This is a genomic window from Streptomyces sp. NPDC002795 (assembly GCF_042888725.1).
Classification (GTDB): Bacteria; Actinomycetota; Actinomycetes; order Streptomycetales; family Streptomycetaceae; genus Streptomyces.
Window position 1 is genome coordinate 425,250 of the sequence record NZ_JBIAQB010000009.1, and the last position, 25,501, is coordinate 450,750.

At 69.4% G+C, this 25,501-nt stretch carries 20 protein-coding genes; 15 read left to right on the forward strand and 5 right to left on the reverse strand.

Features of this window, described 5'->3' with window-relative positions:
- The first annotated feature begins 170 nt into the window (after positions 1 to 170).
- From uvrC to ACFYWS_RS28220, 14 genes are all read left to right on the forward strand, one after another.
- Positions 171 to 2,240 carry an excinuclease ABC subunit UvrC gene (uvrC, locus tag ACFYWS_RS28155; protein ID WP_389281016.1) on the forward strand — a complete coding sequence of 690 codons (2,070 nt, stop codon included), beginning with the start codon at positions 171 to 173 and terminating at the stop codon, positions 2,238 to 2,240.
- On the forward strand, positions 2,237 to 3,325 hold the full coding sequence (gene rapZ, locus ACFYWS_RS28160; RefSeq protein ID WP_389281017.1) for an RNase adapter RapZ: 1,089 nt from the start codon (positions 2,237 to 2,239) through the stop codon (positions 3,323 to 3,325). The genes uvrC and rapZ overlap by 4 nt, the downstream gene beginning before the upstream one ends.
- The gene (gene yvcK, locus ACFYWS_RS28165) at positions 3,322 to 4,359 is read left to right on the forward strand and encodes a uridine diphosphate-N-acetylglucosamine-binding protein YvcK (protein WP_389281018.1); all 1,038 of its coding nucleotides are present in this window, start codon (positions 3,322 to 3,324) and stop codon (positions 4,357 to 4,359) included. The genes rapZ and yvcK overlap by 4 nt, the downstream gene beginning before the upstream one ends.
- Positions 4,350 to 5,375, forward strand: a complete 1,026-nt coding sequence (whiA, locus tag ACFYWS_RS28170) for a DNA-binding protein WhiA (RefSeq protein WP_389281020.1) — start codon at positions 4,350 to 4,352, stop codon at positions 5,373 to 5,375. Before yvcK ends, whiA begins: the two co-directional genes overlap by 10 nt.
- A 196-nt stretch (positions 5,376 to 5,571) precedes the next feature.
- On the forward strand, positions 5,572 to 8,487 hold the full coding sequence (locus ACFYWS_RS28175) for a M14 family zinc carboxypeptidase (RefSeq protein ID WP_389281075.1): 2,916 nt from the start codon (positions 5,572 to 5,574) through the stop codon (positions 8,485 to 8,487).
- A 194-nt stretch (positions 8,488 to 8,681) separates the two neighbouring features.
- On the forward strand, positions 8,682 to 9,689 hold the full coding sequence (gene gap / locus ACFYWS_RS28180; protein ID WP_389281022.1) for a type I glyceraldehyde-3-phosphate dehydrogenase: 1,008 nt from the start codon (positions 8,682 to 8,684) through the stop codon (positions 9,687 to 9,689).
- 167 nt (positions 9,690 to 9,856) lie between these two features.
- Positions 9,857 to 11,068, forward strand: coding sequence for a phosphoglycerate kinase (locus ACFYWS_RS28185; protein WP_389281023.1), 1,212 nt, complete (start codon positions 9,857 to 9,859; stop codon positions 11,066 to 11,068).
- Positions 11,069 to 11,074: 6 nt separating this feature from the next.
- On the forward strand, positions 11,075 to 11,863 hold the full coding sequence (gene tpiA / locus ACFYWS_RS28190; protein WP_389281025.1) for a triose-phosphate isomerase: 789 nt from the start codon (positions 11,075 to 11,077) through the stop codon (positions 11,861 to 11,863).
- A 118-nt stretch (positions 11,864 to 11,981) separates the two neighbouring features.
- Positions 11,982 to 12,212 (forward strand): preprotein translocase subunit SecG, encoded by a 231-nt coding sequence (gene secG, locus ACFYWS_RS28195; RefSeq protein WP_389281027.1) that lies wholly within the window; start codon positions 11,982 to 11,984, stop codon positions 12,210 to 12,212.
- Positions 12,213 to 12,440: 228 nt separating this feature from the next.
- On the forward strand, positions 12,441 to 12,776 hold the full coding sequence (locus ACFYWS_RS28200; RefSeq protein ID WP_078637775.1) for an RNA polymerase-binding protein RbpA: 336 nt from the start codon (positions 12,441 to 12,443) through the stop codon (positions 12,774 to 12,776).
- A gap of 168 nt (positions 12,777 to 12,944) precedes the next feature.
- Entirely contained in the window at positions 12,945 to 14,603 is a 1,659-nt protein-coding gene (gene pgi, locus ACFYWS_RS28205; RefSeq protein WP_389281028.1) for a glucose-6-phosphate isomerase, read from the forward strand.
- Positions 14,581 to 15,114 (forward strand): PH domain-containing protein, encoded by a 534-nt coding sequence (locus ACFYWS_RS28210; RefSeq protein ID WP_389281029.1) that lies wholly within the window; start codon positions 14,581 to 14,583, stop codon positions 15,112 to 15,114. The genes pgi and ACFYWS_RS28210 overlap by 23 nt, the downstream gene beginning before the upstream one ends.
- Complete coding sequence (locus ACFYWS_RS28215; protein WP_389281031.1) at positions 15,111 to 16,721, forward strand: PH domain-containing protein; 1,611 nt, start codon at positions 15,111 to 15,113, stop codon at positions 16,719 to 16,721. Before ACFYWS_RS28210 ends, ACFYWS_RS28215 begins: the two co-directional genes overlap by 4 nt.
- A 106-nt stretch (positions 16,722 to 16,827) precedes the next feature.
- Positions 16,828 to 17,316: a DUF2087 domain-containing protein gene (locus tag ACFYWS_RS28220; RefSeq protein WP_389281032.1), complete on the forward strand. Its 489-nt coding sequence runs from the start codon at positions 16,828 to 16,830 to the stop codon at positions 17,314 to 17,316.
- A gap of 49 nt (positions 17,317 to 17,365) precedes the next feature.
- On the opposite strand, the gene pgl is transcribed toward ACFYWS_RS28220, so the two are convergent.
- From pgl to tkt, 5 genes are read right to left on the reverse strand one after another with little or no spacing between them, the layout of a single operon-like run.
- A complete protein-coding gene (gene pgl, locus ACFYWS_RS28225; RefSeq protein WP_389281034.1) occupies positions 17,366 to 18,145 on the reverse strand; it encodes a 6-phosphogluconolactonase in 780 nt (259 codons plus the stop codon).
- Between the two features lie 10 nt (positions 18,146 to 18,155).
- The gene (gene opcA, locus ACFYWS_RS28230; protein ID WP_389281035.1) at positions 18,156 to 19,232 is read right to left on the reverse strand and encodes a glucose-6-phosphate dehydrogenase assembly protein OpcA; all 1,077 of its coding nucleotides are present in this window, start codon (positions 19,230 to 19,232) and stop codon (positions 18,156 to 18,158) included.
- The gene (zwf, locus tag ACFYWS_RS28235) at positions 19,229 to 20,764 is read right to left on the reverse strand and encodes a glucose-6-phosphate dehydrogenase (protein WP_389281037.1); all 1,536 of its coding nucleotides are present in this window, start codon (positions 20,762 to 20,764) and stop codon (positions 19,229 to 19,231) included. The genes opcA and zwf overlap by 4 nt, the downstream gene beginning before the upstream one ends.
- A gap of 4 nt (positions 20,765 to 20,768) precedes the next feature.
- Positions 20,769 to 21,887, reverse strand: coding sequence for a transaldolase (gene tal / locus ACFYWS_RS28240; protein WP_389281038.1), 1,119 nt, complete (start codon positions 21,885 to 21,887; stop codon positions 20,769 to 20,771).
- A 34-nt stretch (positions 21,888 to 21,921) separates the two neighbouring features.
- On the reverse strand, positions 21,922 to 24,009 hold the full coding sequence (tkt, locus tag ACFYWS_RS28245; protein ID WP_389281040.1) for a transketolase: 2,088 nt from the start codon (positions 24,007 to 24,009) through the stop codon (positions 21,922 to 21,924).
- Between the two features lie 390 nt (positions 24,010 to 24,399).
- Between tkt and ACFYWS_RS28250 the strand changes: the two genes are divergently transcribed.
- A complete protein-coding gene (locus ACFYWS_RS28250) occupies positions 24,400 to 25,350 on the forward strand; it encodes a heme o synthase (RefSeq protein ID WP_389281077.1) in 951 nt (316 codons plus the stop codon).
- Positions 25,351 to 25,501 lie beyond the last annotated feature (151 nt).

The window sequence follows — 25,501 nt, forward strand, 5'->3', positions numbered from 1 at the left end:
CGACGCCATTCACTGCCCCGAGGCACCGGCATTGAAGCGTGTTGACCTGCTCCCGACAAGACTCGGCACACACGGCGCCGGACATCGCGCCGGACATCGCACCGCCACCGCGTCGCCCGCCCCGCCGACGGCACCCCGAACTGTCACACACCGCCAGTAGGGTGTCTGACATGGCCGACCCCTCCAGCTACCGCCCCAAGCCGGGACAGATCCCCGACTCTCCAGGGGTGTACAGGTTCCGCGACGAGCACCGCCGGGTGATCTACGTCGGGAAGGCAAAAAGCCTGCGCCAGCGCCTGGCGAGTTACTTCCAGGACCTGGCGAACCTGCACCCCCGTACGCGCACGATGGTCACCACGGCCGCGTCCGTGGAGTGGACGGTGGTGTCCACGGAGGTCGAGGCGCTGCAGCTGGAGTACTCCTGGATCAAGGAGTACGACCCCCGGTTCAACGTCAAGTACCGCGACGACAAGAGCTACCCGTACCTCGCGGTGACGATGAACGAGGAGTTCCCGCGGGTCCAGGTGATGCGCGGCCAGAAGAAGAAGGGCGTGCGCTACTTCGGCCCGTACGGGCACGCGTGGGCGATCCGCGACACCGTGGACCTGCTCCTGCGCGTCTTTCCCGTACGCACCTGCTCCAAGGGCGTGTTCAACAACGCGGAGCGCACGGGCCGGCCCTGCCTGCTCGGCTACATCGGCAAGTGCTCGGCGCCCTGCGTGGGCCGCGTCACGCCCGAGGAGCACCGCGAACTGGCCGAGGAATTCTGCGACTTCATGGTGGGGCGTACGGGGACGTACATCCGGCGCCTGGAGAAGGACATGGCCGCGGCCGCCGACGAGATGGAGTACGAGCGGGCGGCCCGCCTGCGCGACGACGTCGAGGCGCTCAAGAAGGCCATGGAGAAGAGTGCGGTCGTCCTCACCGACGCCACCGACGCCGACCTCGTCGCCCTTGCGGATGACGAGCTGGAGGCGGCCGTCCAGATCTTCCACGTGCGCGGCGGACGCGTGCGCGGCCAGCGCGGCTGGGTCACCGACAAGGTCGAGGCGGTCACCAGCGGTGACCTCGTCGAGCACGCGCTGCAGCAGCTCTACGGGGAGGAGACCGGGGACGCGGTCCCCAAGGAGGTCCTCGTCCCCGCGCTGCCCGACCCCCTGGAGCCCGTCCAGGCCTGGCTCACCGAGCGCCGCGGGTCGAACGTGTCGTTGCGCATCCCGCAGCGCGGCGACAAGAAGGCGCTCATGGAGACGGTCCACAGGAACGCGCAGCAGGCGCTCGTCCTGCACAAGACGAAGCGCGCCTCCGACCTCACCACGCGCTCGCGCGCGCTGGAGGAGATCGCCGCGGCCCTCGACCTGGACGGCGCTCCGCTGCGCATCGAGTGCTACGACATCTCGCACCTCCAGGGCGACGACGTCGTGGCCTCCATGGTCGTCTTCGAGGACGGCCTCGCCCGCAAGAGCGAATACCGGCGCTTCCAGATCAAGGGCTTCGAGGGCCAGGACGACGTCCGCTCCATGCACGAGGTCATCACCCGGCGCTTCAAGCGTTACCTCTCTGCCCAGGAGAAGTCGGCCGACTGGTCCGACGAGGAGCCGGACGCGGGCGAGGAGCCGGTGGTCGAGGAGTCGCGCCTCACGGAGGACGACGGCCGCCCCAAGAGGTTCGCCTACCCGCCCCAGCTCGTGGTGGTCGACGGCGGCCAGCCGCAGGTCGCGGCGGCCAAGCGGGCGCTCGACGAGCTCGGCATCGACGACATCGCGGTGTGCGGCCTCGCCAAGCGCCTCGAAGAGGTCTGGGTGCCGGACGAGGAGGACCCGGTGGTCCTGCCCCGTACCAGCGAAGGGCTCTATCTGCTCCAGCGCGTGCGTGACGAGGCGCACCGCTTCGCGATCACCTACCAGCGCACCAAGCGGGCCAAGCGCTTCAGGGCGGGCCCGCTGGACGACGTGCAGGGGCTCGGGGACTCGCGCAAGCAGGCGCTGCTCAAGCACTTCGGGTCGGTGAAGCGGCTGCGGGCCGCCACCATCGACCAGATCTGCGAGGTCCCCGGCATAGGCCGCAAGACGGCCGAGGCCATCGCGGTGGCCTTCGCCAAGGCCGCGCCCGCTGCGCCCGCGGTGAACACGGCCACCGGAGAGATCATGGAAGACGAGGACGGTACGACGGACGTGCCGACCGGCGGGGACCCCGTCAGCGCGGGCGCCCCGGAGGAACGACGGGGGCAGGAGCCATGAGCGAGCAGGATCACGAGAGCAGCGCCACCAGCGGCACGCCACAGGGCCCCGCAGCACACGAACAGCCGCAACCACAGCACGGAGCACAAGTGAGCACGGGCACCGGATCAGGGACAGGACCAGGTACGGAACCAGACACAGCCGCGGAATCGGACACAGCCGCGGAGCCGGACACCGGAGCGGCGGCCGGCAAGTCCGCGGAGGCGCCGGGCGTCCCCGACGCCGCCATCCCCGAGCTCGTGATCATCTCCGGGATGTCGGGCGCGGGCCGCTCCACGGCGGCGAAGTGCCTGGAGGACCTCGGCTGGTTCGTCGTCGACAACCTGCCGCCCGCGCTGATCCCCACCATGGTGGAGCTCGGCGCCCGCTCGCAGGGCAACGTGGCGCGGATCGCGGTCGTCGTCGACGTACGGGGACGGCGCTTCTTCGACAACCTCCGGCAGTCCCTCGCGGACCTGGAGGCCAAGAACGTCACGCGCCGCATCGTCTTCCTGGAGTCCTCCGACGAGGCTCTGGTGCGCCGCTTCGAGTCCGTGCGCCGTCCGCACCCCCTCCAGGGCGACGGCCGGATCGTCGACGGCATCGACGCCGAGCGCGAGCTGCTGCGCGAGCTGCGCGGCGACGCCGACCTGGTCATCGACACCTCCAGCCTCAACGTCCACGAACTGCGCGCCAAGATGGACGCCCAGTTCGCAGGCGACGAGGAGCCCGAGCTGCGGGCCACCGTCATGTCGTTCGGCTTCAAGTACGGACTGCCGGTCGACGCCGACCTCGTGGTCGACATGCGCTTCCTGCCGAACCCGCACTGGGTCCCCGAGCTGCGCCCCTTCACCGGGCTCAACGAGGAGGTGTCGAACTACGTCTTCTCGCAGCCCAGCGCCAAGGAGTTCCTCGACCGCTACACCGAGCTGCTCCAGCTGATCGCCGCGGGCTACCGCCGTGAGGGCAAGCGCTACGTGACGATTGCCGTCGGCTGTACGGGCGGCAAGCACCGCTCCGTCGCGACGTCGGAGAAGCTCGCCGCCCGCCTCGCCGCGCAAGGCGTGGAGACCGTGGTCGTCCACCGTGACATGGGACGGGAATGACGGGACGTACCCTGCGGCTCACCAGCAGGATCCGCCGCAGAACCTCACCGGTGAGGCCGGGCAAGGGCGCCACACCCAAGGTCGTCGCCCTCGGCGGCGGCATGGGCCTTTCGGCGTCCCTGGCCGCGCTGCGCCGCATCACGAACAACCTCACCGCCGTCGTCACGGTCGCCGACGACGGCGGCTCCAGCGGCCGCCTGCGCGACGAGCTGGGCGTGCTGCCACCCGGTGACCTGCGCAAGGCCCTCGCGGCCCTGTGCGGGGACGACGACTGGGGCCAGACCTGGGCCCGCGTCATCCAGCACCGCTTCCAGTCCAAGGGCGAGCTGCACGAGCACGCGGTCGGCAATCTGCTGATCGTCGCCCTGTGGGAGCAGCTCGGCGATCATGTGCAGGCACTGGACCTGGTCGGCAAGCTGCTCGGCGCGCAGGGGCGGGTGCTGCCCATGTCCGCCGTCCCGCTGGAGCTCCAGGCCCAGGTGAAGGGGCACGTTCCGACACGCCCGGACGACATCGAGACCGTACGCGGTCAGGCCACGGTCGCGCTCACCCGCGGCGAGGTCCAGTCCGTCCATGTGGTGCCGCGCGATCCGCCGGCCGTCCCGGAGGCGGTCGCCGCGGTGCTCGACGCGGACTGGGTGGTGCTCGGCCCGGGCTCCTGGTTCTCCTCCGTGATTCCGCATCTGCTGGTCCCGGAGCTGCTCGACGCGCTGGTCGAGACGAAGGCCCGCCGGGTCCTCTCGCTGAACCTCGCGCCGCAACCCGGAGAAACTGAGGGGTTCTCCCCGCAGCGTCATTTGGAAGTTTTGGGACGACACGCACCTAAACTCGCCCTGGACGTGGTGCTGGCCGACGAGGCCGCCGTGCCCGATCGCGAGTCCCTGACCGAAACCGCGCATGAGCGTTTCGGTGCCGCGGTCGAGCTGGCGCCGGTGGCCAGGCCCGACGGAACTCCGAGGCATGACCCGGAGCTGTTGGCCGCCGCGTACGACCGTATTTTTCGGATGCATGGAAGGATCGGCCCATGGCGATGACGGCAGCGGTGAAGGACGAGATCTCCCGGCTCCCCGTCACCCGGACCTGCTGCAGGAAGGCCGAGGTCTCGGCCATTCTGCGGTTTGCGGGCGGCCTTCACCTGGTGAGCGGCCGCATCGTGATCGAGGCGGAGCTGGACACCGCGATGGCCGCACGGCGGCTCAAGCGGGACATTCTCGAGATCTTCGGGCACAGCTCGGAGCTGATCGTGATGGCGCCCGGCGGGCTGCGCCGCGGCTCGCGGTTCGTTGTACGAGTGGTGGCGGGCGGCGACCAGCTGGCCCGCCAGACGGGTCTGGTGGACGGCCGCGGCCGTCCGATCCGGGGCCTGCCGCCGCAGGTGGTCTCGGGGGCCACCTGTGACGCGGAGGCGGCCTGGCGCGGCGCGTTCCTGGCGCACGGCTCGCTCACCGAGCCGGGGCGCTCCAGCTCCCTCGAGGTGACGTGCCCGGGCCCCGAGGCGGCGCTCGCGCTGGTCGGCGCCGCCCGCAGGCTCCAGATCGCGAGCAAGGCCCGTGAGGTGCGCGGCGTGGACCGCGTGGTGGTGCGCGACGGCGACGCGATCGGCGCCCTGCTCACCCGGATGGGGGCGCACGAGTCGGTGCTCGCCTGGGAGGAGCGGCGGATGCGCCGCGAGGTGCGCGCCACGGCGAACCGCCTCGCGAACTTCGACGACGCGAACCTGCGCCGCTCGGCCCGCGCCGCGGTCGCGGCCGGCGCCCGGGTGCAGCGCGCCCTGGAGATCCTCGCCGACGACGTGCCCGAGCACCTCGCCGCCGCGGGCCGCCTGCGCATGGAGCACAAGCAGGCCTCCCTGGAGGAGCTGGGCGCGCTCGCCGACCCGCCGCTGACCAAGGACGCCGTCGCGGGCCGCATCCGCCGCCTGCTGGCCATGGCGGACAAGCGGGCCCAGGACCTCGGCATCCCCGGCACGGAGTCCACCATCACGGAGGACATGGCGGAGGAGATGACCGAGGAGATGGCGGAGAGCCTCGCGCACAACCTGGCGGGCTGACCCGCACGACCGCTGCGACAAGCCGGTGGCGGCGCCCGATCGTGGGCGCCGCCACCGGCTTTTCCCTGTCCGTGAACGAGGCCTGAGGCCCCCTTGACTTGACCATGAAGTGTCATGATTCTGGCGCTTGTTCGCTTCTGCGGCATCACGCCACAACCGTGGCAGACAACTGCAAGGGGGGCTCATGCGACGAAGTGTGGGACGACGAGCGAGATCGATCCTCGCTGTCGGAGCGCTTGTTCTGGGGGTGGGAGGCGCCGCACTGGCGCCCGTCGCCCACGCGGACAACGACCCGGCGAAGGACAATCAAGGCGCGGACGCCGTCAAGGTGTTCCGCGCCGAGGTGTCTCAGGAGCAGATACCGCTGCTCCTCCAGGCCGGCCAGGACAGTCACGAACTCGGCGAGCACGCACCCGGCAAGGGCACTTCCAAGGTCGAGGTCTATCTCACGGACAAGCAGGCCGACGGCCTTCGTAAGAAGGGCGTCGACCTCACCGAGCACAAGCTGACCGCCAAGGCCACGGCCCGCGTCGAGGCCGCGGGCGACGGCGTCTTCCGCCCGTACAGCGGCAAGGGCGGCCTCCAGGAGGAGATCCTCCGCACCGCCCAGGAGCATCCCGACCTCACCAAGGTCGTCTCCATCGGCAAGACGGTCCAGGGTCAGGACATCCTCGCGCTCAAGCTCAGCAAGGGCGCCAAGAAGGTCAAGGACGGCGCGAAGCCGTCCGTGCTCTACATGTCGAACCAGCACGCGCGCGAGTGGATCACCCCGGAGATGACCCGCCGCCTGATGCACCACTACGTGGACAACTACTCCAAGGACGCGGGCATCAAGAAGCTCGTCGACTCCACGGAGATGTGGTTCGTCCTCTCCGCGAATCCCGACGGCTACGACTGGACGTTCAAGGACGCGGCCAACCGCCAGTGGCGCAAGAACATGCGCGACAACAACGGCGACGGCAAGTACACCACCGGCGACGGCGTCGACCTCAACCGCAACTTCGCCTACAAGTGGGGCTACGACGACGAGGGTTCGTCACCCGAACCCGCCAACCAGACCTACCGGGGCGCGAGTCCGAACTCCGAGCCGGAGACCAAGGCCGTCCACGCCTTCGAGAAGCGCGTCGGGTTCGACTACGCCATCAACTACCACTCCGCAGCCGAACTGCTGCTCTACGGAGTGGGCTGGCAGGTCGCCACGCCGACCCCGGACGACGTGCTCTACAAGGCGCTCGCCGGCACCCCGGAGAAGTCCGCGATCCCCGGCTACCACCCGCAGGTCTCCTCGGAGCTGTACACCACGAACGGCGAGGCCGACGGGCACGCCGGCAACGTCAACGGCGTCTCGATGTTCACGCCCGAGATGAGCACCTGCCAGACCGCCTCGAACGTCGACCCCAATGACGCGTGGAACGCCGCCGACTGTGCGTCGGTCTTCACGTTCCCGGACGACGAGAAGCTCATCCAGGCCGAGTTCGAGAAGAACATCGCCTTCGCGACGTCGCTCGCCGAGACCGCCTCGCACCCAGACCAGCCGTCGTCCTCGGTCGGCATGGAGGCGCCCGACTTCACCCCGGCGAAGTTCACGACTTCGTACGCCCGCGGTGGTGACCAGGAAGTCTCCGTGACCGCGCGGAAGTCGGTACGCGACAAGGAGCTGAACTACCGCGTCAATGGCGGCCGTTCGCACGATGAGGAATTGCGCGCCTGGAAGGGCGGCGAGACCTACGGAGGCGAGGACAATCTGCACTTCGACGCCTATCGGGCGAAGGTCGAGGACGCCGATGTCGGCGACAAGGTAGAGGTGTGGTTCACGGGACGGACGAAATCCGGAAAGCGCACAAGTAGCGAGCACTTCACCTACACCGTCGCCGCGCGCGACAAGGGGGACACTCTTGTCGTCGCGGAGAACGACGCCGCAGGCGTGCAAACAGCCGCCTACGTAGACGCGCTCAAGGCGGCGGGCCGCTCGCCGGTCGTCTGGAACGTCGCGAAGCAGGGCGCTCCCGACCCCCTCGCCGTCCTCGGTCACTTCAAGGCGGTCGTCCACTACACGAGCGCCGACCGTCCCGGCCTCGCCACCCAACTCGCCGTACGCGACTACCTGAACGAGGGCGGCAAGCTCGTCGAGGCCGGTGAGAAGGCGGGCGGCTCCGTCGACATCGGCGGCACCACGACGAACGACTTCAGCCAGTACTTCCTGGGCGCCTACTCGCGCACGGCCTCCCCTGTGGCGACCCGCTTCGACGGTTCCGGCGCCCTCGGCGGGACGGCCGCGTCCCTCGGCGGCGCCCCCGGCAACCCGCTGAACGGCGCGGGCCTGTACGAGGCGACCTCTGCGACGTTGCCGCAGTTCAGCAGCGCGGGAGCGGGCCAGTACGAAGGTGCGGGCATGGCGGCCGCCGTCCACACGGACGACGCGTACAAGCGGCTGACCCGCACCATCGACCTCACCGGCGTCACCGCGGCCCAGCAGCCGACCCTGCGGATGCAGCTCCTGTGGGACACCGAGCCGGGTTACGACCACGTACTCCTGGAGGCGCACACGACCGGCCTGGAGGACTGGACGACCCTGCCCGACAAGGAGGGCCAGACCTCGACCAAGGTGCCTACGGAGTGCGAGGCCGGGTTCTTCCTCCAGGACCACCCCGCGCTCGGGCGCTACCTGACACAAGACGGCGCCGCCTGCGGCAACACCGGCACCTCCGGCCAGTGGAACAGCCTCACCGGCTCATCGGACGACTGGAAGACGGTCACGTACGACCTGAGCGCCTACGCCGGGAAGTCCCTTGAGGTGTCCCTGAGTTACGTGAGCGACCCCGGCACCGGGGGCGAGGGTGTGCGCGCCGACAACGCCTCCGTCGTCATCGGGGGACAGCCCGACGAGACCGAGGGCTTCGAGACGTCCCTGGGCGCCTGGAGCGTCCCCGGGCCGCCCGCGGGCAGCCCGCCCGCCCAGAAGGACTGGGCGCTCGCCTCGGACCTGTTCACGACGTACGGGGCGGTCAGCACCCCGGACACGGTGCTCCTCGGATTCGGTCTGGAACACGTCACCGCGACGACCGATCGAAATGCGCTCATCAGAAAGGCCCTGCGCTCAATTAGCGACTGATCGGGGTCTGAATTACCCGCGAAATACACGGCGACCCGTACGTTACTCACGAGTACGGGTCGCTGTGTCCTGCATGGAGTCGCTCGATGTCACCCCAACCGCTTATGGGAGGTAGGGTCGGAGGCGGTCGGGGACATCCCAAATAAATCTCGCCGGCGTCGATACTCCGGCGTACCAACGAGGAGATCGGTTTCGTGACGATCCGCGTAGGCATCAACGGCTTTGGCCGCATCGGTCGCAATTATTTCCGCGCCCTTCTTGACCAGGGCGCAGACATCGAGATCGTTGCTGTCAACGACCTGGGTGACACCGCGACCACCGCACACCTTCTGAAGTACGACACCATCCTGGGCCGCCTCAAGGCCGAGGTGTCGCACACCGAGGACACCATCACGGTCGACGGCCACACCATCAAGGTGCTGTCCGAGCGCAACCCCGCCGACATTCCGTGGGGCCAGCTGGGTGTCGACGTCGTGATCGAGTCCACGGGCATCTTCACGAAGAAGGCGGACGCAGAGAAGCACATCGCGGGCGGCGCCAAGAAGGTCCTCATCTCGGCTCCGGCCAAGGACGAGGACATCACCATCGTGATGGGCGTCAACCAGGACCAGTACGACCCGGCGAACCACCACGTCATCTCGAACGCGTCGTGCACCACCAACTGTGTGGCGCCGATGGCGAAGGTGCTCGACGAGAACTTCGGCATCGTCCGCGGCCTGATGACGACGGTTCACGCGTACACGAACGACCAGCGCATCCTGGACTTCCCGCACAGCGACCTGCGTCGCGCGCGTGCCGCCGCGGAGAACATCATCCCGACCACGACGGGCGCCGCCAAGGCCACCGCCCTGGTCCTGCCGCAGCTCAAGGGCAAGCTCGACGGCATCGCGATGCGCGTCCCGGTCCCGACCGGCTCGGCCACCGACCTGGTCGTGGAGCTGCAGCGCGAGACCACCAAGGACGAGGTCAACGCCGCGTTCAAGAAGGCCGCGGACGGCGAGCTCAAGGGCATCGTGTACTACACCGAGGACCCGATCGTGTCCTCGGACATCGTGGGCGAGCCGGCCTCCTGCACCTTCGACTCCTCCCTGACCATGGTCCAGGAGGGCAACTCGGTGAAGATCCTCGGCTGGTACGACAACGAGTGGGGCTACTCCAACCGTCTCGTCGACCTCACGGTCTTCGTCGGCGGCCAGCTCTGAGACCTCTAAGGTTCTAGAGCAGCAAGGCACTTAGATGTGAGCGAAGGGTCCGGACCCGCGCGAGGCCGCGCGACAGTCCGGACCCTTCGCGCGTCAGCCTCCGAGGCCCAGCCCTCAAGGCCCGCCCTTCTCAACGTGCACGACCAGCCCTCTCAAGGAGCCCATCCATGAAGACGATTGAGGAACTTCTCGCCGAAGGGGTCGACGGGAAGCGGGTGTTCGTCCGCGCCGACCTCAACGTGCCGCTGGCCGACGGCCTCATCACCGACGACGGCCGCATCCGCGCGGTCCTGCCCACCGTGCAGGCCCTGGCCGGCGCGGGCGCCAAGGTGATCGTCGCCTCCCACCTGGGTCGCCCCAAGGGTGCCCCGGACCCGCAGTTCTCCCTGCTGCCTGCCGCCGAGCGCCTCGGTGAGCTCCTGGGCAAGCCGGTCGCGTTCGCGCAGGACACGGTCGGCCCCGCCGCCAACGAGGCCGTGGACGGTCTGGAGCCCGGCCAGGTCGCCGTCATCGAGAACCTGCGCTTCAACGCCGGCGAGACGAGCAAGGACGACGCCGAGCGCGGCGACTTCGCCGAGCAGCTCGCCAACCTCGCCGACATCTACGTAGGCGACGGTTTCGGCGCGGTGCACCGCAAGCACGCCTCCGTGTACGACCTGCCGAAGCGGCTCCCGCACTACGCCGGGTTCCTCATCGCCACCGAGGTCGGCGTCCTCAAGAAGCTCACCGACGACGTCAAGCGCCCCTACGTGGTCGCGCTCGGCGGCGCCAAGGTCTCCGACAAGCTGGCCGTCATCGACCAGCTGCTCGGCAGGGCCGACCGCCTCCTCATCGGCGGCGGCATGGCGTACACCTTCCTCAAGGCCAAGGGCTACGAGGTCGGCATCTCGCTCCTCCAGGAGGACCAGCTCCCGGTCGTCACGGAGTACATGGAGCGCGCCGAGAAGAACGGCGTGGAGCTCGTGCTCCCGGTCGACGTCCTGGTCTCCGGCGAGTTCCCGGACCTCAAGGGCAAGACCCCGGCCAACCCCTCGACCGTCGCCGCGGACGCCATCCCGGCCGACCAGGAGGGCCTGGACATCGGCCCCAAGACCCGCGAGCTGTACGCCTCGAAGCTCGCCGACGCCGAGACCGTGTTCTGGAACGGCCCGATGGGCGTCTTCGAGCACCCCGACTACGCCGAGGGCACCAAGGCGGTCGCCCAGGCCCTCATCGACGCTCCCGGCTTCACCGTGGTGGGTGGCGGAGACTCCGCCGCGGCGGTCCGTACCCTGGGCTTCGACGAGAAGGCATTCGGCCACATCTCGACCGGCGGTGGCGCTTCCCTCGAGTACCTCGAGGGCAAGACGCTGCCCGGTCTCGCCGCACTGGAGGACTGACCCCGCATGACTGCTCCCGTACAGGGCCGCACGCCGCTGATGGCGGGCAACTGGAAGATGAACCTCAACCACCTCGAGGCCATCGCGCACGTCCAGAAGCTCGCTTTCGCTCTCGCGGACAAGGACTACGACGCCGTCGAGGTCGCCGTTCTGCCGCCGTTCACCGACCTGCGCTCCGTGCAGACGCTGGTCGACGGCGACAAGCTGAAGATCAAGTACGGCGCCCAGGACCTCTCGGCGCACGACTCCGGCGCGTACACCGGTGAGATCTCGGGTCCGATGCTCGCCAAGCTCAAGTGCACCTTCGTGGCGATCGGCCACTCGGAGCGCCGGCAGTACCACGCCGAGACCGACGAGATCGTCAACGGCAAGGTGAAGGCCGCGTACAAGCACGGCCTGACGCCGATCCTGTGCGTCGGTGAGGAGCTGGACGTCCGCGAGGCGGGCGACCACGTCTCCCACACGCTCGCCCAGGTCGAGGGCGGTCTCAAGGACCTGCCCGCCGAGCAGGCCGAGACCATCGTCATCGCCTACGAGCCCGTGTGGGCCATCGGCACCGGCAAGGTGTGCGGCGCCGACGACGCGCAGGAGGTCTGCGCGGCCATCCGCGGGAAGCTCGCCGAGCTGTACTCGCAGGACGTCGCCGACAAGGTCCGCATCCAGTACGGCGGCTCGGTGAAGTCCGGCAACGTCGCGGAGATCATGGCCAAGCCCGACATCGACGGCGCGCTGATCGGTGGCGCCGCACTGGACGCCGACGAGTTCGTCAAGATCGTTCGCTTCCACGAGCAGTGACACGAGCAGCGAGTAGGCGCTAGGCGCCATACGTCGTACCCTTGCGGGGCCGAGGCTCTTTGCCGAGCTTCGGCCCCGTCGTCCAAATAAGTACGAGGAAGTTGGTCAAGCCGTGGTTATGGGGTTCTCGATCGCCCTGATCGTCTTCAGCCTGCTGCTGATGCTCCTTGTGCTGATGCACAAGGGAAAGGGCGGCGGCCTCTCCGACATGTTCGGTGGCGGCATGCAGTCCTCCGTCGGTGGATCCTCGGTCGCCGAGCGGAACCTCGACCGGATCACGATCGTGGTCGGTCTCCTGTGGTTCGCGTGCATCGTGGTGCTCGGCCTTCTGATGAAGATCAACAGCTGATTTCCGGGCCCGGCTCCTGGCGCCGGCCCGCACAACCGCATATCTCTCACGTAAAGCCCCATGTCCGGTACGCGCTCAACAACGCGGCCTATCATGGGGCTTGCGTCTGGGGAGCGATGTAACTCCAAGCACTGGACGCGCGTTGGGCCTTACGTAGACTGAGGCGCTCCGCGGCGAAGCGCGAACGCCGACGCGCTTCGCGGCACCATGACGCAGGGAGTTACGACCGTGGCAAGTGGCAACGCGATCCGAGGAAGTCGGGTCGGGGCGGGGCCGATGGGCGAGGCCGAGCGCGGCGAGTCCGCGCCGCGCCTGCGCATCTCCTTCTGGTGCTCGAACGGGCACGAGACGCAGCCGAGCTTCGCCTCCGACGCGCAGGTGCCGGAGACCTGGGACTGTCCGCGCTGCGGCTTCCCGGCCGGGCAGGACCGGGACAACCCGCCGGCCCCACCGCGTACGGAGCCGTACAAGACGCATCTGGCCTACGTGCGGGAGCGGCGCAGCGACGCGGACGGCGAGGCGATCCTCGCCGAGGCACTCGCGAAACTGCGGGGCGAGATCTGACCCACCGAGGGCCGGGCACTTGAGAAGGTGCCGGGCCCTTTCTCGTACCTCTTCTCGTACCTCGTTCGTGTGGCCGCGGAAAGGCCCGATTCACCCTGATCAATTAGGTTGGGTGGGAGCAGCGGGGCACCGTACGTACGCAGGTACGAGAGAAGGCTGAAGTTCGAGATGAACGCGTCCGACAAGCAGACAGCACTCACCCAGACGCCCGAATGGCAGGCGCTCGTCAAGCACCGGGAGCAGCTGGGCGACGTACAGCTGCGGGAGTTGTTCGAGGCCGATCCCGCGCGCGGGTCCGGCTGGGCGCTGCGGGTCGGTGACCTGCACGTCGACTACTCCAAGCACCTGGTCACCGACGAGACGCTGCGGCTGCTGCGCGAGCTGGCCGCCGCGACCGACGTGTTCGGCCTGCGTGACGCCATGTTCCGCGGCGACAAGATCAATACGACCGAGGACCGGGCCGTCCTGCACACCGCGCTGCGTGCTCCGCGCGACGCCGTGATCGAGGTCGACGGCGAGAACGTGGTGCCGGGCGTGCACGCCGTGCTCGACAAGATGGCCGCCTTCGCCGACCGGGTCAGGTCGGGGGAGTGGACCGGGCACACCGGCAAGCGGATCAGGAACGTCGTCAACATCGGCATCGGCGGCTCCGACCTCGGTCCCGCGATGGCGTACGAGGTGCTGCGCTCCTTCGCGGACCGCGGGCTCACCGTCCGCTTCGTGTCGAACGTCGACGGGGCCGATCTGCACGAGGCCGTACGGGACCTGGACCCGGCCGAGACGCTGTTCGTCATCGCCTCGAAGACCTTCACCACCATCGAGACGATCACCAACGCGACGTCCGCGCGCGACTGGCTGCTCACCGAACTGAGGGCCGGTCAGGAAGCCGTCGCCAAGCACTTCGTGGCGCTTTCGACGAACGCCGAGAAGGTGTCGGAGTTCGGCATCGACACGGCCAACATGTTCGAGTTCTGGGACTGGGTCGGCGGACGTTATTCGTATGACTCCGCGATCGGCCTGTCGCTGATGATCGCGATCGGGCCGGCCGCCTTCCGCGACATGCTCGACGGGTTCCACCTCGTCGACGAGCACTTCCGCACCGCGCCCGCAGAGTCCAACGTCCCGCTGCTGATGGGCCTGTTGGGCATCTGGTACGGAAACTTCCACGACGCCCAGTCGCACGCCGTGCTGCCGTACTCGCACTACCTCTCCAAGTTCACGGCATACCTCCAGCAGCTCGACATGGAGTCGAACGGCAAGTACGTGCAGCGCAACGGCGAGGAGGTCGACTGGCAGACCGGCCCCGTGGTGTGGGGCACGCCGGGCACGAACGGGCAGCACGCCTACTACCAACTCATCCACCAGGGAACGAAGTTGATCCCGGCGGACTTCATCGGCTTCGCCGAACCCGTCGCCGATCTGCTGCCGGGGCTCGTCGCCCAGCACGACCTCCTCATGGCCAACTTCTTCGCGCAGACCCAGGCGCTGGCGTTCGGCAAGACGCCCGACGAGGTGCGTGCCGAGGGGGTGCCCGAGGAGCTGGTGCCGCACAAGACGTTCAAGGGCAATCACCCGACGACCACGATCCTCGCGAAGAACCTCACGCCGTCCGTGCTCGGGCAGTTGGTCGCCCTCTACGAACACAAGGTGTTCGTGCAGGGCGCCGTCTGGAACATCGACTCCTTCGACCAGTGGGGCGTCGAGCTCGGCAAGGTGCTCGCCAAGCGCGTCGAGCCGGCGCTCAGCGAGGGCGCTGAGGTGCCGGGGCTCGACGAGTCGACCAGGGCGCTCGTCGCCAAGTACCGTGCGCTGCGTGGGCGTTCGTGACGAACTGAGTGACAAGGGCGGGGTCGGTGTGCGATTGCGGCCGCCCCGCCAGGCAGTGGACCGGCGTTCGGTCGGCTGGTGGCGGACGCAGTGGCTGCTTGCCACCGCCGCTCCGGTCCTCGTGCTCGGCCTGCTCGGCTGGCTGATCGAGCCGGCCCGGTTCTGGCTGCTGCTGCCGGCCATGGTGATCGCTGTCCCCGGCCTCCTCGCGAGCGCCCTGCTGCCGCCCTGGTGGTACCGCATGCATCGGTGGGAGATCACGGACGAGGCGGTCTACGTACGGACCAGCTGGTTGTGGACCGAGGCGCGGATCGCCCCGCTCTCCCGGATCCAGACGGTCGACACGCTGCGCGGCCCGGTGCAGCGGCTCTTCGGACTCGCGACGCTGACCGTGACCACCGCCTCCGCCAAGGGCGCGCTGCGCATCCCCGGACTCGCCGAGGACGAGGCGGTCGAGATGGCGCACCGGCTGGCCCGGATCACCCAGGCGACGCCGGGCGACGCGACATGACGTTTGGCTCGGGCGGCCGGGACCGTGAACCGCACGACCGCGAGGACGAGTGGCGGCGACTCGACCGCAAAGCCCTGATAGTGGCCGGGGAGATGCTCGCCGGTGTGGCCGTCGGCGCCGCCGTGCCGGTGACGCTGGGGCTGTCCTCCACCGTTCCCCTCGCGCCGCTCCTGCTGTGCGTGATCGGTGGGGCCGTGCTGCTGATCGGCGGTGGGCTCCTCGTCGAGGCGCTCCGGCTGCGGCACACGACGTACCGGATCGGGGTCGAGCGGGCCGTCATGCATCACGGGGTGTTCTTCACCCGGCGGCGTTCCCTGCCGCGCGAACGCATCCGCGTCGTCGACCTCACCGCCCACCCGCTGCAACGGGCCCTCGGCCTCGTGACCGTGCGGATCGGCACCGGGGAGCAGAGCGCGGGCACCGGCGCCACGCTCGTCCTCAACCCGGTGACCAGGGCCGAGGGCGAACGCCTGAGGCAGGAACTGCTGCGGCGGCCGGAGACGTGCGGCGGCGACGCCCGGGGCAAACGGCTCGCCACCTTCGATCCGCGCTGGATCCGCTACGCGCCCGTTTCCTTCCTCACGCCCCTGCTCGCCGTCACAGCGGGCGGAGCGGTGATGCAGGTCAGCGACTGGTTCGGGATCCAACTCGACGTGATCGACTGGATCGGCGACCGCTTCGAGAAAGTACGCGTCGTCTGGATGGTGCTGTGCCTCATCGGGATCGCGCTGGTGGCCGGCGCGGTCGGTGCCCTCGCGCTGTGGACCGAGGTGTGGTGGAACCACCGGCTCGACCGGACCCCGGACGGCACCCTCCGGGTACGCCGCGGCCTGTTCACCGCTCGCTCGATCTCCCTGGAGGAGGCCCGGCTGCGAGGGATCGACCGGGTAGAGCCGCTGGGCGCCCGGCTGTGCGGCGCCGCGCGGGTGGACGCCGTCGCCACCGGGCTCACCCAGAGCGAGAAGGACCACACCTCCGACAACAACACCCTGCTGCCCGCCGCCCCGTGCGACCTCGCCGACCGGGTCATCACCGAGGTACTGCGCGAGCCCGAGCCGCCCACCGGTATCCCGCTGACCTCGCACCCGCCCGCGGCGCTACGCCGCCGGCTGCGGTGGGCACTTGCCGCCGCGCTGGTTCCGGTGCTGGTGCTGACGGTGCTCGGGGCACTGCTCACCGACGTACTGCTGTGGATCGCGGCCGCGTGCGCGCTGCTCGGGGTGCCGTCCGCGCTGCTCCACGGGCGGGACCTGTACCGGGGCTTGGGGCACGGCCTCACCGGCCGGTATCTGGTGGTGCGATCCGGGTCCCTGCGGCGGTCCACCGTGGCGCTGCAGCGGTCCGAGGTGATCGGCTGGACGGTGCGGCGCACGCCCTTCCAGCGCCGGGACGGGCTCGTGACCGTGTTCGCGACGACGGCCGCGGGCGCGGGCGCGTACCCGGCTCGGGACGTCGGCGAGAGCGAGGGGCTCGCCTTCGCGAACGAAGCGGTGCCCGGTCTCCTCGCGCCGTTCCTGGAGGACGTAGGGGAACGGACGGATTCCGGGGCGCGGTGGACGGGGCGTCAGGTTCCCGGCACGGACGGGACGTTGCGCGAGAAACGATAATCGAATGCGGCGACGCCCTCCGGCGGGTGAGACTGCCGGTTCGTGACCCTTCCCCAAGCTCTCGACTACGTTCGAGCAGGGGAGGCCCCACTCGGAGGCAGCCCAGATGAACAACGGCCAGCTCATGTCGGCGCTCGCCGACCCCGACCGACTCAGGCTCTACGCGCGCATCGTCCTCGACGACCTGCCGCCCCGCGAGGCCGACTCCCCACTGGCACGCAAGCATCTCGGCAAGCTGATCGCCGCGGGTCTCGTCCAGCGTCTCGACGACGGTTCGCTGCGGGCCGGGCCCGAGATCTTCCGCCACCACCGGGCCGCCGAGCCGACCCCGGGTGTCCCGCGCCACCTCACCGGGTTCTTCTCCCGGGGCCGCCTCACCGCCATACCGGTACGCCCGACGGTCCGCCACGACCTGCTCGTACACCTCACGGGCACCCTCTTCGACGCCGAGCGCACCTACAGCGAGCGCGAGGTCAACGAGGCGCTGCGCACGGTCCACGACGACACGGCCGCGCTGCGCCGCTACTGCGTCATCGACGGCCTCCTCGTACGCGAGAAGGACGGGTCGGACTACCGGGTGCCGCAGCACGCGTAGGGCCCCACTTCTTTAAGAAGTGGGGCCCAGGTGCCTACGTAAGACGTCGTTACGAGACGGCCGGCGGATACAGCCCCGGCGGCAGCTGCGAGGCCGCCGCCGCGTCCAGCAGCCACAGCGTGCGCGAGCGGCCGTACGCGCCCGCGGCGGGGGCCTGGATCTCGCCCGCGCCGGACAGCGCGATCGCGGCGGCCTTCGCCTTGTCCTCGCCCGCGGCCAGCAGCCACACCTCGCGCGCGGCCCGGATCGCCGGGAGCGTGAGCGTGGTGCGGTTGGGCGGGGGCTTGGGGGCGCCGTGCACGCCGACGACCGTGCGCTCCGTCTCACGGACCGCCGGAAGCTCCGGGAAGAGCGACGCCACATGTGTGTCCGGGCCGACGCCGAGCATCAGGACGTCGAAGGTCGGCACGGGGCCGTGGTCCTCGGGTCCCGCGGCATTGGCGAGCTCGGCCGCGTACGCCTCGGCCGCGGCGTCCGCCTCGAAAGGACCGTCGGAGGCGGGCATGGGGTGCACGCGCGCGGGGTCGAGCGGCACCGCGTCGAGCAGGGCCTCCTTCGCCTGCGTGTAGTTGCGCTCGGGGTCGCCGTCCGGCAGGAAGCGCTCGTCGCCCCACCAGAGGTCGAGGCGGCCCCAGTCGATCGCGTCCCTGGCGGGGGCCGCACGCAGCGCGGCCAGCAGACCGTTGCCGTTGCGGCCGCCCGTCAGGACAACGGAGGCGGAGCCGCGGGCGGACTGGGCGTCGACGATCTTGGTGATCAGCCGGGCCGCGGCCGCCTGCGCCATCAGCTCCTTGTCGCGGTGGACGACGAGTTGGGGTGCTGCACTCACTTGTCTGCGCTCACTTCGTCGTTGCCTTCTTGGCCGGTGCCTTTTTGGCAGGGGCCTTCTCGGCCGGTGCCTTCTTCGCGGCCGCCTTCTTGGCGGGCGCCTGCGCGGGAGCGGTCGAGGCCGCCGACGGCACCGGCTCAGGCGCCGTCTTCTGGCCCTCGGGCTCGCCCAGCCGGTCCACGCCGAACCGCAGCGCGGCCGCGTACGTGTCGTCCGGGTCGAGCCGGCGCAGCTCCTCCGCGATCAGCTCGGACGTCTCGCGGCGCTTGAGCGCGACCGCGCGGTCCGGCTGGCCCTGGATGGAGAGCGTGGCGAGAGTGCCGTCGGCCCGGTCGAGGACGATCGGGCCGCAGGTGGACTCCAGGCGTACGCCGGTAAGGCCCGGGCCCGCCGACAGGCTGCGCCGCACCGGGACGTCGAGCCGGTCCGCGAGCCACATCGCGAGCAGCTCGCAGCTCGGGTTGAACTCCTCGCCCTCGACCTCGACCGAGGTGACGTCGCAGGTCACCTGGTCGAGCGCGGCGGCCAGCATCGAGCGCCACGGCGTGATCCGGGTCCACGACAGATCGGTGTCCCCGGGGGCGTAGGACTCGGCCCTGGCCTCCAGCTCGTGAACCGGCTGCTCGGCCGCGTACGTGTCCGTGACGCGGCGTTGGGCCAGCGCGCCGAGCGGGTCGTTCGCGGGGTCCAGCGGCGCGTCCACGGGCCACCAGACCACCGTCGGGGCGTCGGGCAGCAGCAGCGGCAGGACGACCGACTGGGCGTGGTTGATCACCTCGCCGTACAGCCGCAGGACGACGGTCTCGCCGGTGCCCGCCTCGGCGCCCACGCGAACCTCGGCGTCGAGCCGGGACTTCGTACGGTCGCGGGGGGAGCGCGAGACGCGCTTGATGACCACGAGGGTGCGCGAGGGGTGCTCGCGCGAGGCCTCGTTGGCGGCCTTCAGGGCGTCGTAGGCGTTCTCCTCGTCGGTGACGATGACGAGGGTCAGCACCATGCCGACGGCGGGTGTGCCGATGGCGCGGCGGCCCTTGACGAGCGCCTTGTTGATCTTGCTGGAGGTGGTGTCCGTGAGGTCGATCTTCATGGCCGGCGCCAGCTCCGTCCGTCTCGTGCGAGCATTTCGTCCGCCTCTGCGGGCCCCCACGTACCGGACGGGTACTGCGCGGGCTTGCCGTGCTCGTCCCAGTAGTCCTCGATCGGGTCGAGGATGTTCCAGGACAGCTCGACCTCCTCCGTACGCGGGAAGAGGTTGGCGTCGCCCAGCAGGACGTCCAGGATGAGCCGTTCGTACGCCTCGGGACTCGACTCCGTGAAGGACTCGCCGTACGCGAAGTCCATCGACACGTCCCGGATCTCCATCGACGTGCCCGGCACCTTCGAGCCGAAGCGGACCGTGATGCCCTCGTCCGGCTGGACGCGGATCACGATCGCGTTCTGCCCCAGCTCCTCCGTCGCCGTGTGGTCGAAGGGGGAGTGCGGCGCGCGCTGGAAGACGACGGCGATCTCGGTGACCCGGCGCCCAAGACGCTTGCCCGTACGCAGGTAGAAGGGCACGCCCGCCCAGCGGCGGTTGTCCACCTCCAGCTTGATGGCCGCGTACGTGTCGGTCTTCGACTTCGGGTCGATGCCGTCTTCCTGGAGGTAGCCGACGGCCTTCTCGCCGCCCTGCCACCCGGCCGCGTACTGCGCGAACACCGTGTCGCGGCCGATGTCCTTCGGGTGCTTCACCGCGCCGAGCACCTTGGCCTTCTCGGCGACGAGCGCGTCCGCGTCGAAGGAGGCGGGCTCCTCCATGGCGGTCAGCGCCATCAGCTGGAGCAGGTGGTTCTGGATGACGTCGCGGGCGGCGCCGATGCCGTCGTAGTAGCCGGCACGGCCGCCGATGCCGATGTCCTCGGCCATCGTGATCTGGATGTGGTCGACGTAGGACCGGTTCCAGATCGGCTCGAACATCTGGTTGGCGAAGCGCAGCGCCAGGATGTTCTGGACGGTCTCCTTGCCGAGGTAGTGGTCGATCCGGAACACCTGGTCCGGGTCGAACACCTCGTGCACGATCGCGTTGAGGTCCTTGGCGGAGGCGAGGTCGTGGCCGAAGGGCTTCTCGATGACGGCGCGCCGCCAGGAGCCCTCGGGGGCGTCCGCGAGGCCGTGCTTCTTCAGCTGCTGGACCACGTTCGGGAAGAACTTGGGGGGTACGGAGAGGTAGAACGCGAAGTTGCCGCCCGTGCCCTGCGACTTGTCCAGGTCGTTGATGGTCGCCTTGAGCTGCTCGAACGCGTCGTCGTCGTCGAAGTTGCCCTGGACGAAGCGCATCCCCTGGATGAGCTGCTGCCAGACCTCCTCGCGGAACGGTGTGCGCGCGTGCTGCTTGACCGCGTCGTGCACTTCCTGCGCGAAGTCCTCGTCCTGCCACTCGCGACGGGCGAACCCGATGAGCGAGAAGCCGGGCGGGAGCAGACCCCGGTTCGCGAGGTCATAAACGGCGGGCATCAGCTTCTTACGTGACAAATCGCCCGTAACGCCGAAAATCACCAGGCCCGACGGCCCCGCGATGCGCGGGAGCCGTCGGTCGGCGGCGTCACGGAGCGGATTGCTGTTCGCTCCGTGTGCGGTCAAGGGATCAGCCCTCCGAGGGGGCGAGGCGCTTGAGCTCCGCCTCGGTCGACTTCAGCAGGTCGGTCCAGGCCGCCTCGAACTTCTCGACGCCCTCGTCCTCCAGAAGCTGCACGACCTCGTCGTACGAGATCCCCAGCTTCTCGACGGCCTCGATCTCCTTGCGGGACTGGTCGTACGTGCCCGCGATGGTGTTCCCGGTGATCTGGCCGTGGTCGGCCGTCGCCTCCAGGGTGGCCTCCGGCATGGTGTTCACCGTGCCGGGAGCGACCAGGTCGTCGACGTACAGGGTGTCCTTGTACGCCTTGTCCTTGACGCCCGTCGAGGCCCACAGCGGGCGCTGCTTGTTGGCCTGCGCCTTGTCGAGCGCGGCCCAGCGGTCGCTGCCGAACACCTCTTCGTACGCCTCGTAGGCGAGCCGCGCGTTGGCGAGGCCGGCCTTGCCGCGCGCCGCCTTGGCGTCGTCCGTGCCGAGCGCGTCGATCCGCTTGTCGATCTCGGCGTCCACGCGGGACACGAAGAACGAGGCGACCGAGTGGATCGTCGACAGGTCGAGGCCCTTGGCCTTGGCCTTCTCCAAGCCGGCGAGGTAGGCGTCCATGACCTCGCGGTAGCGCTCGAGCGAGAAGATCAGCGTGACGTTGACGCTGATGCCGTTGCCGATCGTCTCGGTGATCGCGGGCAGGCCCGCCTTGGAAGCCGGGATCTTGATCAGCGTGTTCGGCCGGTCCACCAGCCACGCGAGCTGCCGGGCCTCGGCGACCGTCGCCTTGGTGTTGTGCGCCAGGCGCGGGTCGACCTCGATCGACACGCGGCCGTCCTGGCCGCCCGTCGCGTCGAAGACCGGGCGCAGGATGTCGGCGGCGTCGCGGACGTCCGCCGTCGTGATCATGCGGATCGCCTCTTCGACGGTGACCTTGCGGGCGGCGAGGTCGGCGAGCTGCTGCTCGTAACCGTCACCGCTGGAGATCGCCTTCTGGAAGATCGACGGGTTGGTGGTGACGCCCACGACGTGCTGCTCGTCGATCAGTTCGGCGAGGTTGCCGGACGTGATCCGCTTGCGCGACAGGTCGTCCAGCCAGATCGCCACGCCTTCCTCGGAGAGGCGCTTCAGTGCGTCTGTCATGGAAATTGCATCTCCTACGTGTCGTGTATGGGCGTCAGCGCTGGGCCGCGGCGAGAGATTCCTTGGCCTTGGCGACCACGTTCTCCGCAGTGAAGCCGAACTCCTTGAAGAGGACCTTGCCGTCCGCGGACGCGCCGAAGTGCTCCAGCGAAACGATGCGTCCGGCGTCCCCGACGAAGCGGTGCCAGGTCAGACCGATCCCGGCCTCGACGGCGACGCGCGCCTTCACGGCGGGCGGCAGGACGCTGTCCCGGTACCCCTGCTCCTGGTCGTCGAACCACTCGACACACGGCATGGATACGACGCGGGTGGCGATGCCCTCGGACTCGAGCTGCTCGCGGGCGTCGACGGCCAGGTGCACCTCGGAGCCGGTGGCGATCAGGACCAGGTCGGGCGTCGCCTTGGAGGCCTCGACGAGGACGTAGCCGCCCTTGGCGGTGTCCTCGTTGGCGTCGTACGTCGGCACGCCCTGACGGGTCAGCGACAGGCCGTGCGGGTGCGAGACGCCGTACTCCTTCTTGCCGCGGCGCAGGATCTCGCGCCAGGCGATCGCCGTCTCGTTGGCGTCCGCGGGACGGACGACGTTGAGGCCGGGGATGGCGCGCAGCGAAGCGAGGTGCTCGACCGGCTGGTGCGTCGGGCCGTCCTCACCGAGGCCGACGGAGTCGTGCGTCCACACGTAGGTGACGGGCAGCGACATCAGCGCGGACAGGCGCACGGCGTTGCGCATGTAGTCGGAGAACACCAGGAAGGTGCCTCCGTAGATACGCGTGTGGCCGTGCAGCGCGATGCCGTTCATCTCCGCGGCCATGGAGTGCTCGCGGATGCCGAAGTGGATGGTGCGGCCGTACGGGTCGGCCTCCGGCAGCGGGTTGCCCTTCGGCAGGAACGACGACGTCTTGTCGATCGTCGTGTTGTTCGAGCCCGCGAGGTCGGCGGAGCCGCCCCACAGCTCGGGGATCACACCGCCGAGCGCCTGCAGCACCTTGCCGGAGGCGGCACGGGTGGCGACACCCTTGCCGGTCTCGAAGACGGGGAGCTTCTCCTCCCAGCCCTTGGGCAGCTCGCCCGCGTTGACGCGGTCGAACTCGGCGGCGCGCTCCGGGTTGGCGGTGCGCCACTCGGCGAACTGCTTGTCCCACTTGGCCTTGGCCTGCGCGCCGCGCTCCAGGGCGCCGCGCGTGTGATGGATGACCTCGTCGGAGACCTCGAAGGACTTCTCCGGGTCGAAGCCGAGGACGCGCTTGGTGGCGGCCACCTCGTCGTCGCCGAGCGCCGAGCCGTGCGCGGCCTCGGTGTTCTGCGCGTTCGGGGCCGGCCAGGCGATGATCGAGCGCATCGCGATGAACGACGGCTTGTCCGTCACGGCCTTGGCGGCCTCGATGGCGTTGTAGATCGACTCGTGGTCCAGGTCGCCGTCCGGCTTCGGGGCCACACGCTGGACGTGCCAGCCGTACGCCTCGTAGCGCTTGCAGGTGTCCTCGGAGACGGCCGTCTCGGTGTCGCCCTCGATCGAGATGTGGTTGTCGTCCCACAGCAGGACCAGGTTGCCGAGCTGCTGGTGACCGGCCATGGAGGAGGCCTCCGCGGAGATGCCCTCCTGGAGGCAGCCGTCACCGGCGATCGCGTACACGTAGTGGTCGAACGGGCTCTCCCCGGCAGCGGCCTCCGGGTCGAACAGGCCGCGCTCGTAGCGGGCGGCCATCGCCATGCCCACCGCGTTGGCGACACCCTGGCCCAGCGGGCCCGTGGTGGTCTCCACGCCGGTGGTGTGCCCGTACTCCGGGTGGCCCGGCGTCTGCGAGCCCCAGGTGCGGAACGCCTTCAGGTCGTCCAGCTCCAGGCCGAAGCCGGCCAGGTAGAGCTGGATGTAGAGGGTCAGGGACGAGTGCCCCGCGGACAGGACGAAGCGGTCCCGCCCGACCCAGTCGGCGTCCGCCGGGTCGTGCCGCATCACCTTCTGGAAGAGGGTGTACGCGGCCGGGGCCAGGCTCATCGCCGTACCGGGATGGCCGTTGCCGACCTTCTGTACGGCGTCGGCGGCCAGGACGCGCGCGGTGTCAACGGCCCGCTGGTCCACATCGGTCCACTCGAAGTCTGTGGTGGTCGGCTTGGTGCTCACCCTGGGTCAGGGCTCCTCTCCACATGTCTCATGCCGGTGACGTCTGTCACCAGCCGTTGTCGAGCCTACCCTCGCTGGAACGTGCTTTTTTTCGACTCATTCCAGACTGCCGGGAGTCTGTCGGATCCGCCTCCTGACGCCGATCGGCGTGCTTTCGACACGTGAATACGCGGCCGCTCAGATGGGGGCTCATCCGTAGCCGGAAATGCTCATCCGGACGGGCTCCCAAAGAGGGGTGTGAAGGGGCGTTACGGCATGCGGGCCAACACGACCCACCCCCGCGAAGGGCTGGGTATGGGCAACGTCTAGAGTGGCGTGGTACGCGCGAGCTTTACCGGGACTTCACATCAAGTGGTCCGCATCGGGGGCTCGCTGGAGTCTCTGTCAGGGGTGTGCGTGACGGCCGTCGAATCCCGTCCAGCGGGAGCGCTGACAAGCAGCAGTCGGGGCCAGCGGCCGTTCGGGGCCCGCATCAAGGCGTTCGTGGCGTTGACCAAGCCGCGGATCATCGAGCTGCTTCTCATCACCACGGTTCCGGTGATGTTCCTTGCCGAACAGGGTGTGCCCGACCTTTGGCTCGTGCTGATCACCTGTGTCGGCGGTTATCTGTCGGCGGGCGGTGCCAACGCCCTGAACATGTGGTGGGACCGCGACATCGACGCGCTCATGGAGCGCACGTCGCAGCGTCCGCTGGTCACCGGCATGGTCAGCCCGAAGGAGTGCCTGGCCTTCGGTATCGCCCTCGCGGTGATCTCGACGCTGCTGTTCGGTTTCGCGGTGAACTGGCTGTCGGCCTGGCTGTCCCTGGGCGCACTGCTCTTCTACGTAGTCGTCTACACGATGATCCTGAAGCGGCGGACCGCGCAGAACATCGTGTGGGGCGGCATCGCGGGCTGTCTGCCCGTCCTCATCGGCTGGTCGTCGGTCACGAACTCCATGTCGTGGGCGCCGGTCATCCTCTTCGGGGTCATGTTCTTCTGGACGCCGCCGCACTACTGGCCGCTCTCCATGAAGGTGAAGGACGACTACGTGCGCGCGGGCGTGCCGATGCTTCCGGTCCTCGCCTCCAACAAGGTCGTGGCCAAGCAGATCGTCGCCTACAGCTGGGTGATGGTCGCGGTGTCGCTGCTGCTCCAGCCGCTCGGTTACACGGGCTGGTTCTACACGGCGGTCGCGCTGCTGGCCGGCGGGTTCTGGCTGTGGGAGGCGCACGGTCTGCAGAGCCGGGCCAAGGCCGAGGTCAGCGGTGCGAAGCTCAAGGAGATGCGGCTGTTCCACTGGTCCATCACCTATGTGTCGCTGGTGTTCGTGGCGATCGCGGTGGATCCGTTCCTGCGCTGAACCTCATAAGAAGTCCTCGATAAGCGGGGTGGGGGGGGCCGGGCCCCCCCCCCCCCCCGATCGGGTGTGTTTGTAGTGGTGGGGTGGCTCCGGGGCGGAGGCGGGAAGCAAAGGGGGGGGGGGGCCCCCGGGGGGGGCCACGGGGGGGCGG

What these genes read in the sequence shown, in the direction of transcription:
- ACFYWS_RS28215 (WP_389281031.1), top strand. Translation starts at nt 15,111, where the DNA reads ATGACGTTTGGCTCGGGCGGCCGGGACCGTGAACCGCACGACCGCGAG.
- whiA (WP_389281020.1), top strand. Translation starts at nt 4,350, where the DNA reads ATGGCGATGACGGCAGCGGTGAAGGACGAGATCTCCCGGCTCCCCGTC.
- yvcK (WP_389281018.1), top strand. Translation starts at nt 3,322, where the DNA reads ATGACGGGACGTACCCTGCGGCTCACCAGCAGGATCCGCCGCAGAACC.
- ACFYWS_RS28220 (WP_389281032.1), top strand. Translation starts at nt 16,828, where the DNA reads ATGAACAACGGCCAGCTCATGTCGGCGCTCGCCGACCCCGACCGACTC.
- rapZ (WP_389281017.1), top strand. Translation starts at nt 2,237, where the DNA reads ATGAGCGAGCAGGATCACGAGAGCAGCGCCACCAGCGGCACGCCACAG.
- ACFYWS_RS28185 (WP_389281023.1), top strand. Translation starts at nt 9,857, where the DNA reads ATGAAGACGATTGAGGAACTTCTCGCCGAAGGGGTCGACGGGAAGCGG.
- tpiA (WP_389281025.1), top strand. Translation starts at nt 11,075, where the DNA reads ATGACTGCTCCCGTACAGGGCCGCACGCCGCTGATGGCGGGCAACTGG.
- tal (WP_389281038.1), bottom strand. Translation starts at nt 21,887, where the DNA reads ATGACAGACGCACTGAAGCGCCTCTCCGAGGAAGGCGTGGCGATCTGG.
- uvrC (WP_389281016.1), top strand. Translation starts at nt 171, where the DNA reads ATGGCCGACCCCTCCAGCTACCGCCCCAAGCCGGGACAGATCCCCGAC.
- opcA (WP_389281035.1), bottom strand. Translation starts at nt 19,232, where the DNA reads ATGAAGATCGACCTCACGGACACCACCTCCAGCAAGATCAACAAGGCG.
- pgi (WP_389281028.1), top strand. Translation starts at nt 12,945, where the DNA reads ATGAACGCGTCCGACAAGCAGACAGCACTCACCCAGACGCCCGAATGG.
- secG (WP_389281027.1), top strand. Translation starts at nt 11,982, where the DNA reads ATGGGGTTCTCGATCGCCCTGATCGTCTTCAGCCTGCTGCTGATGCTC.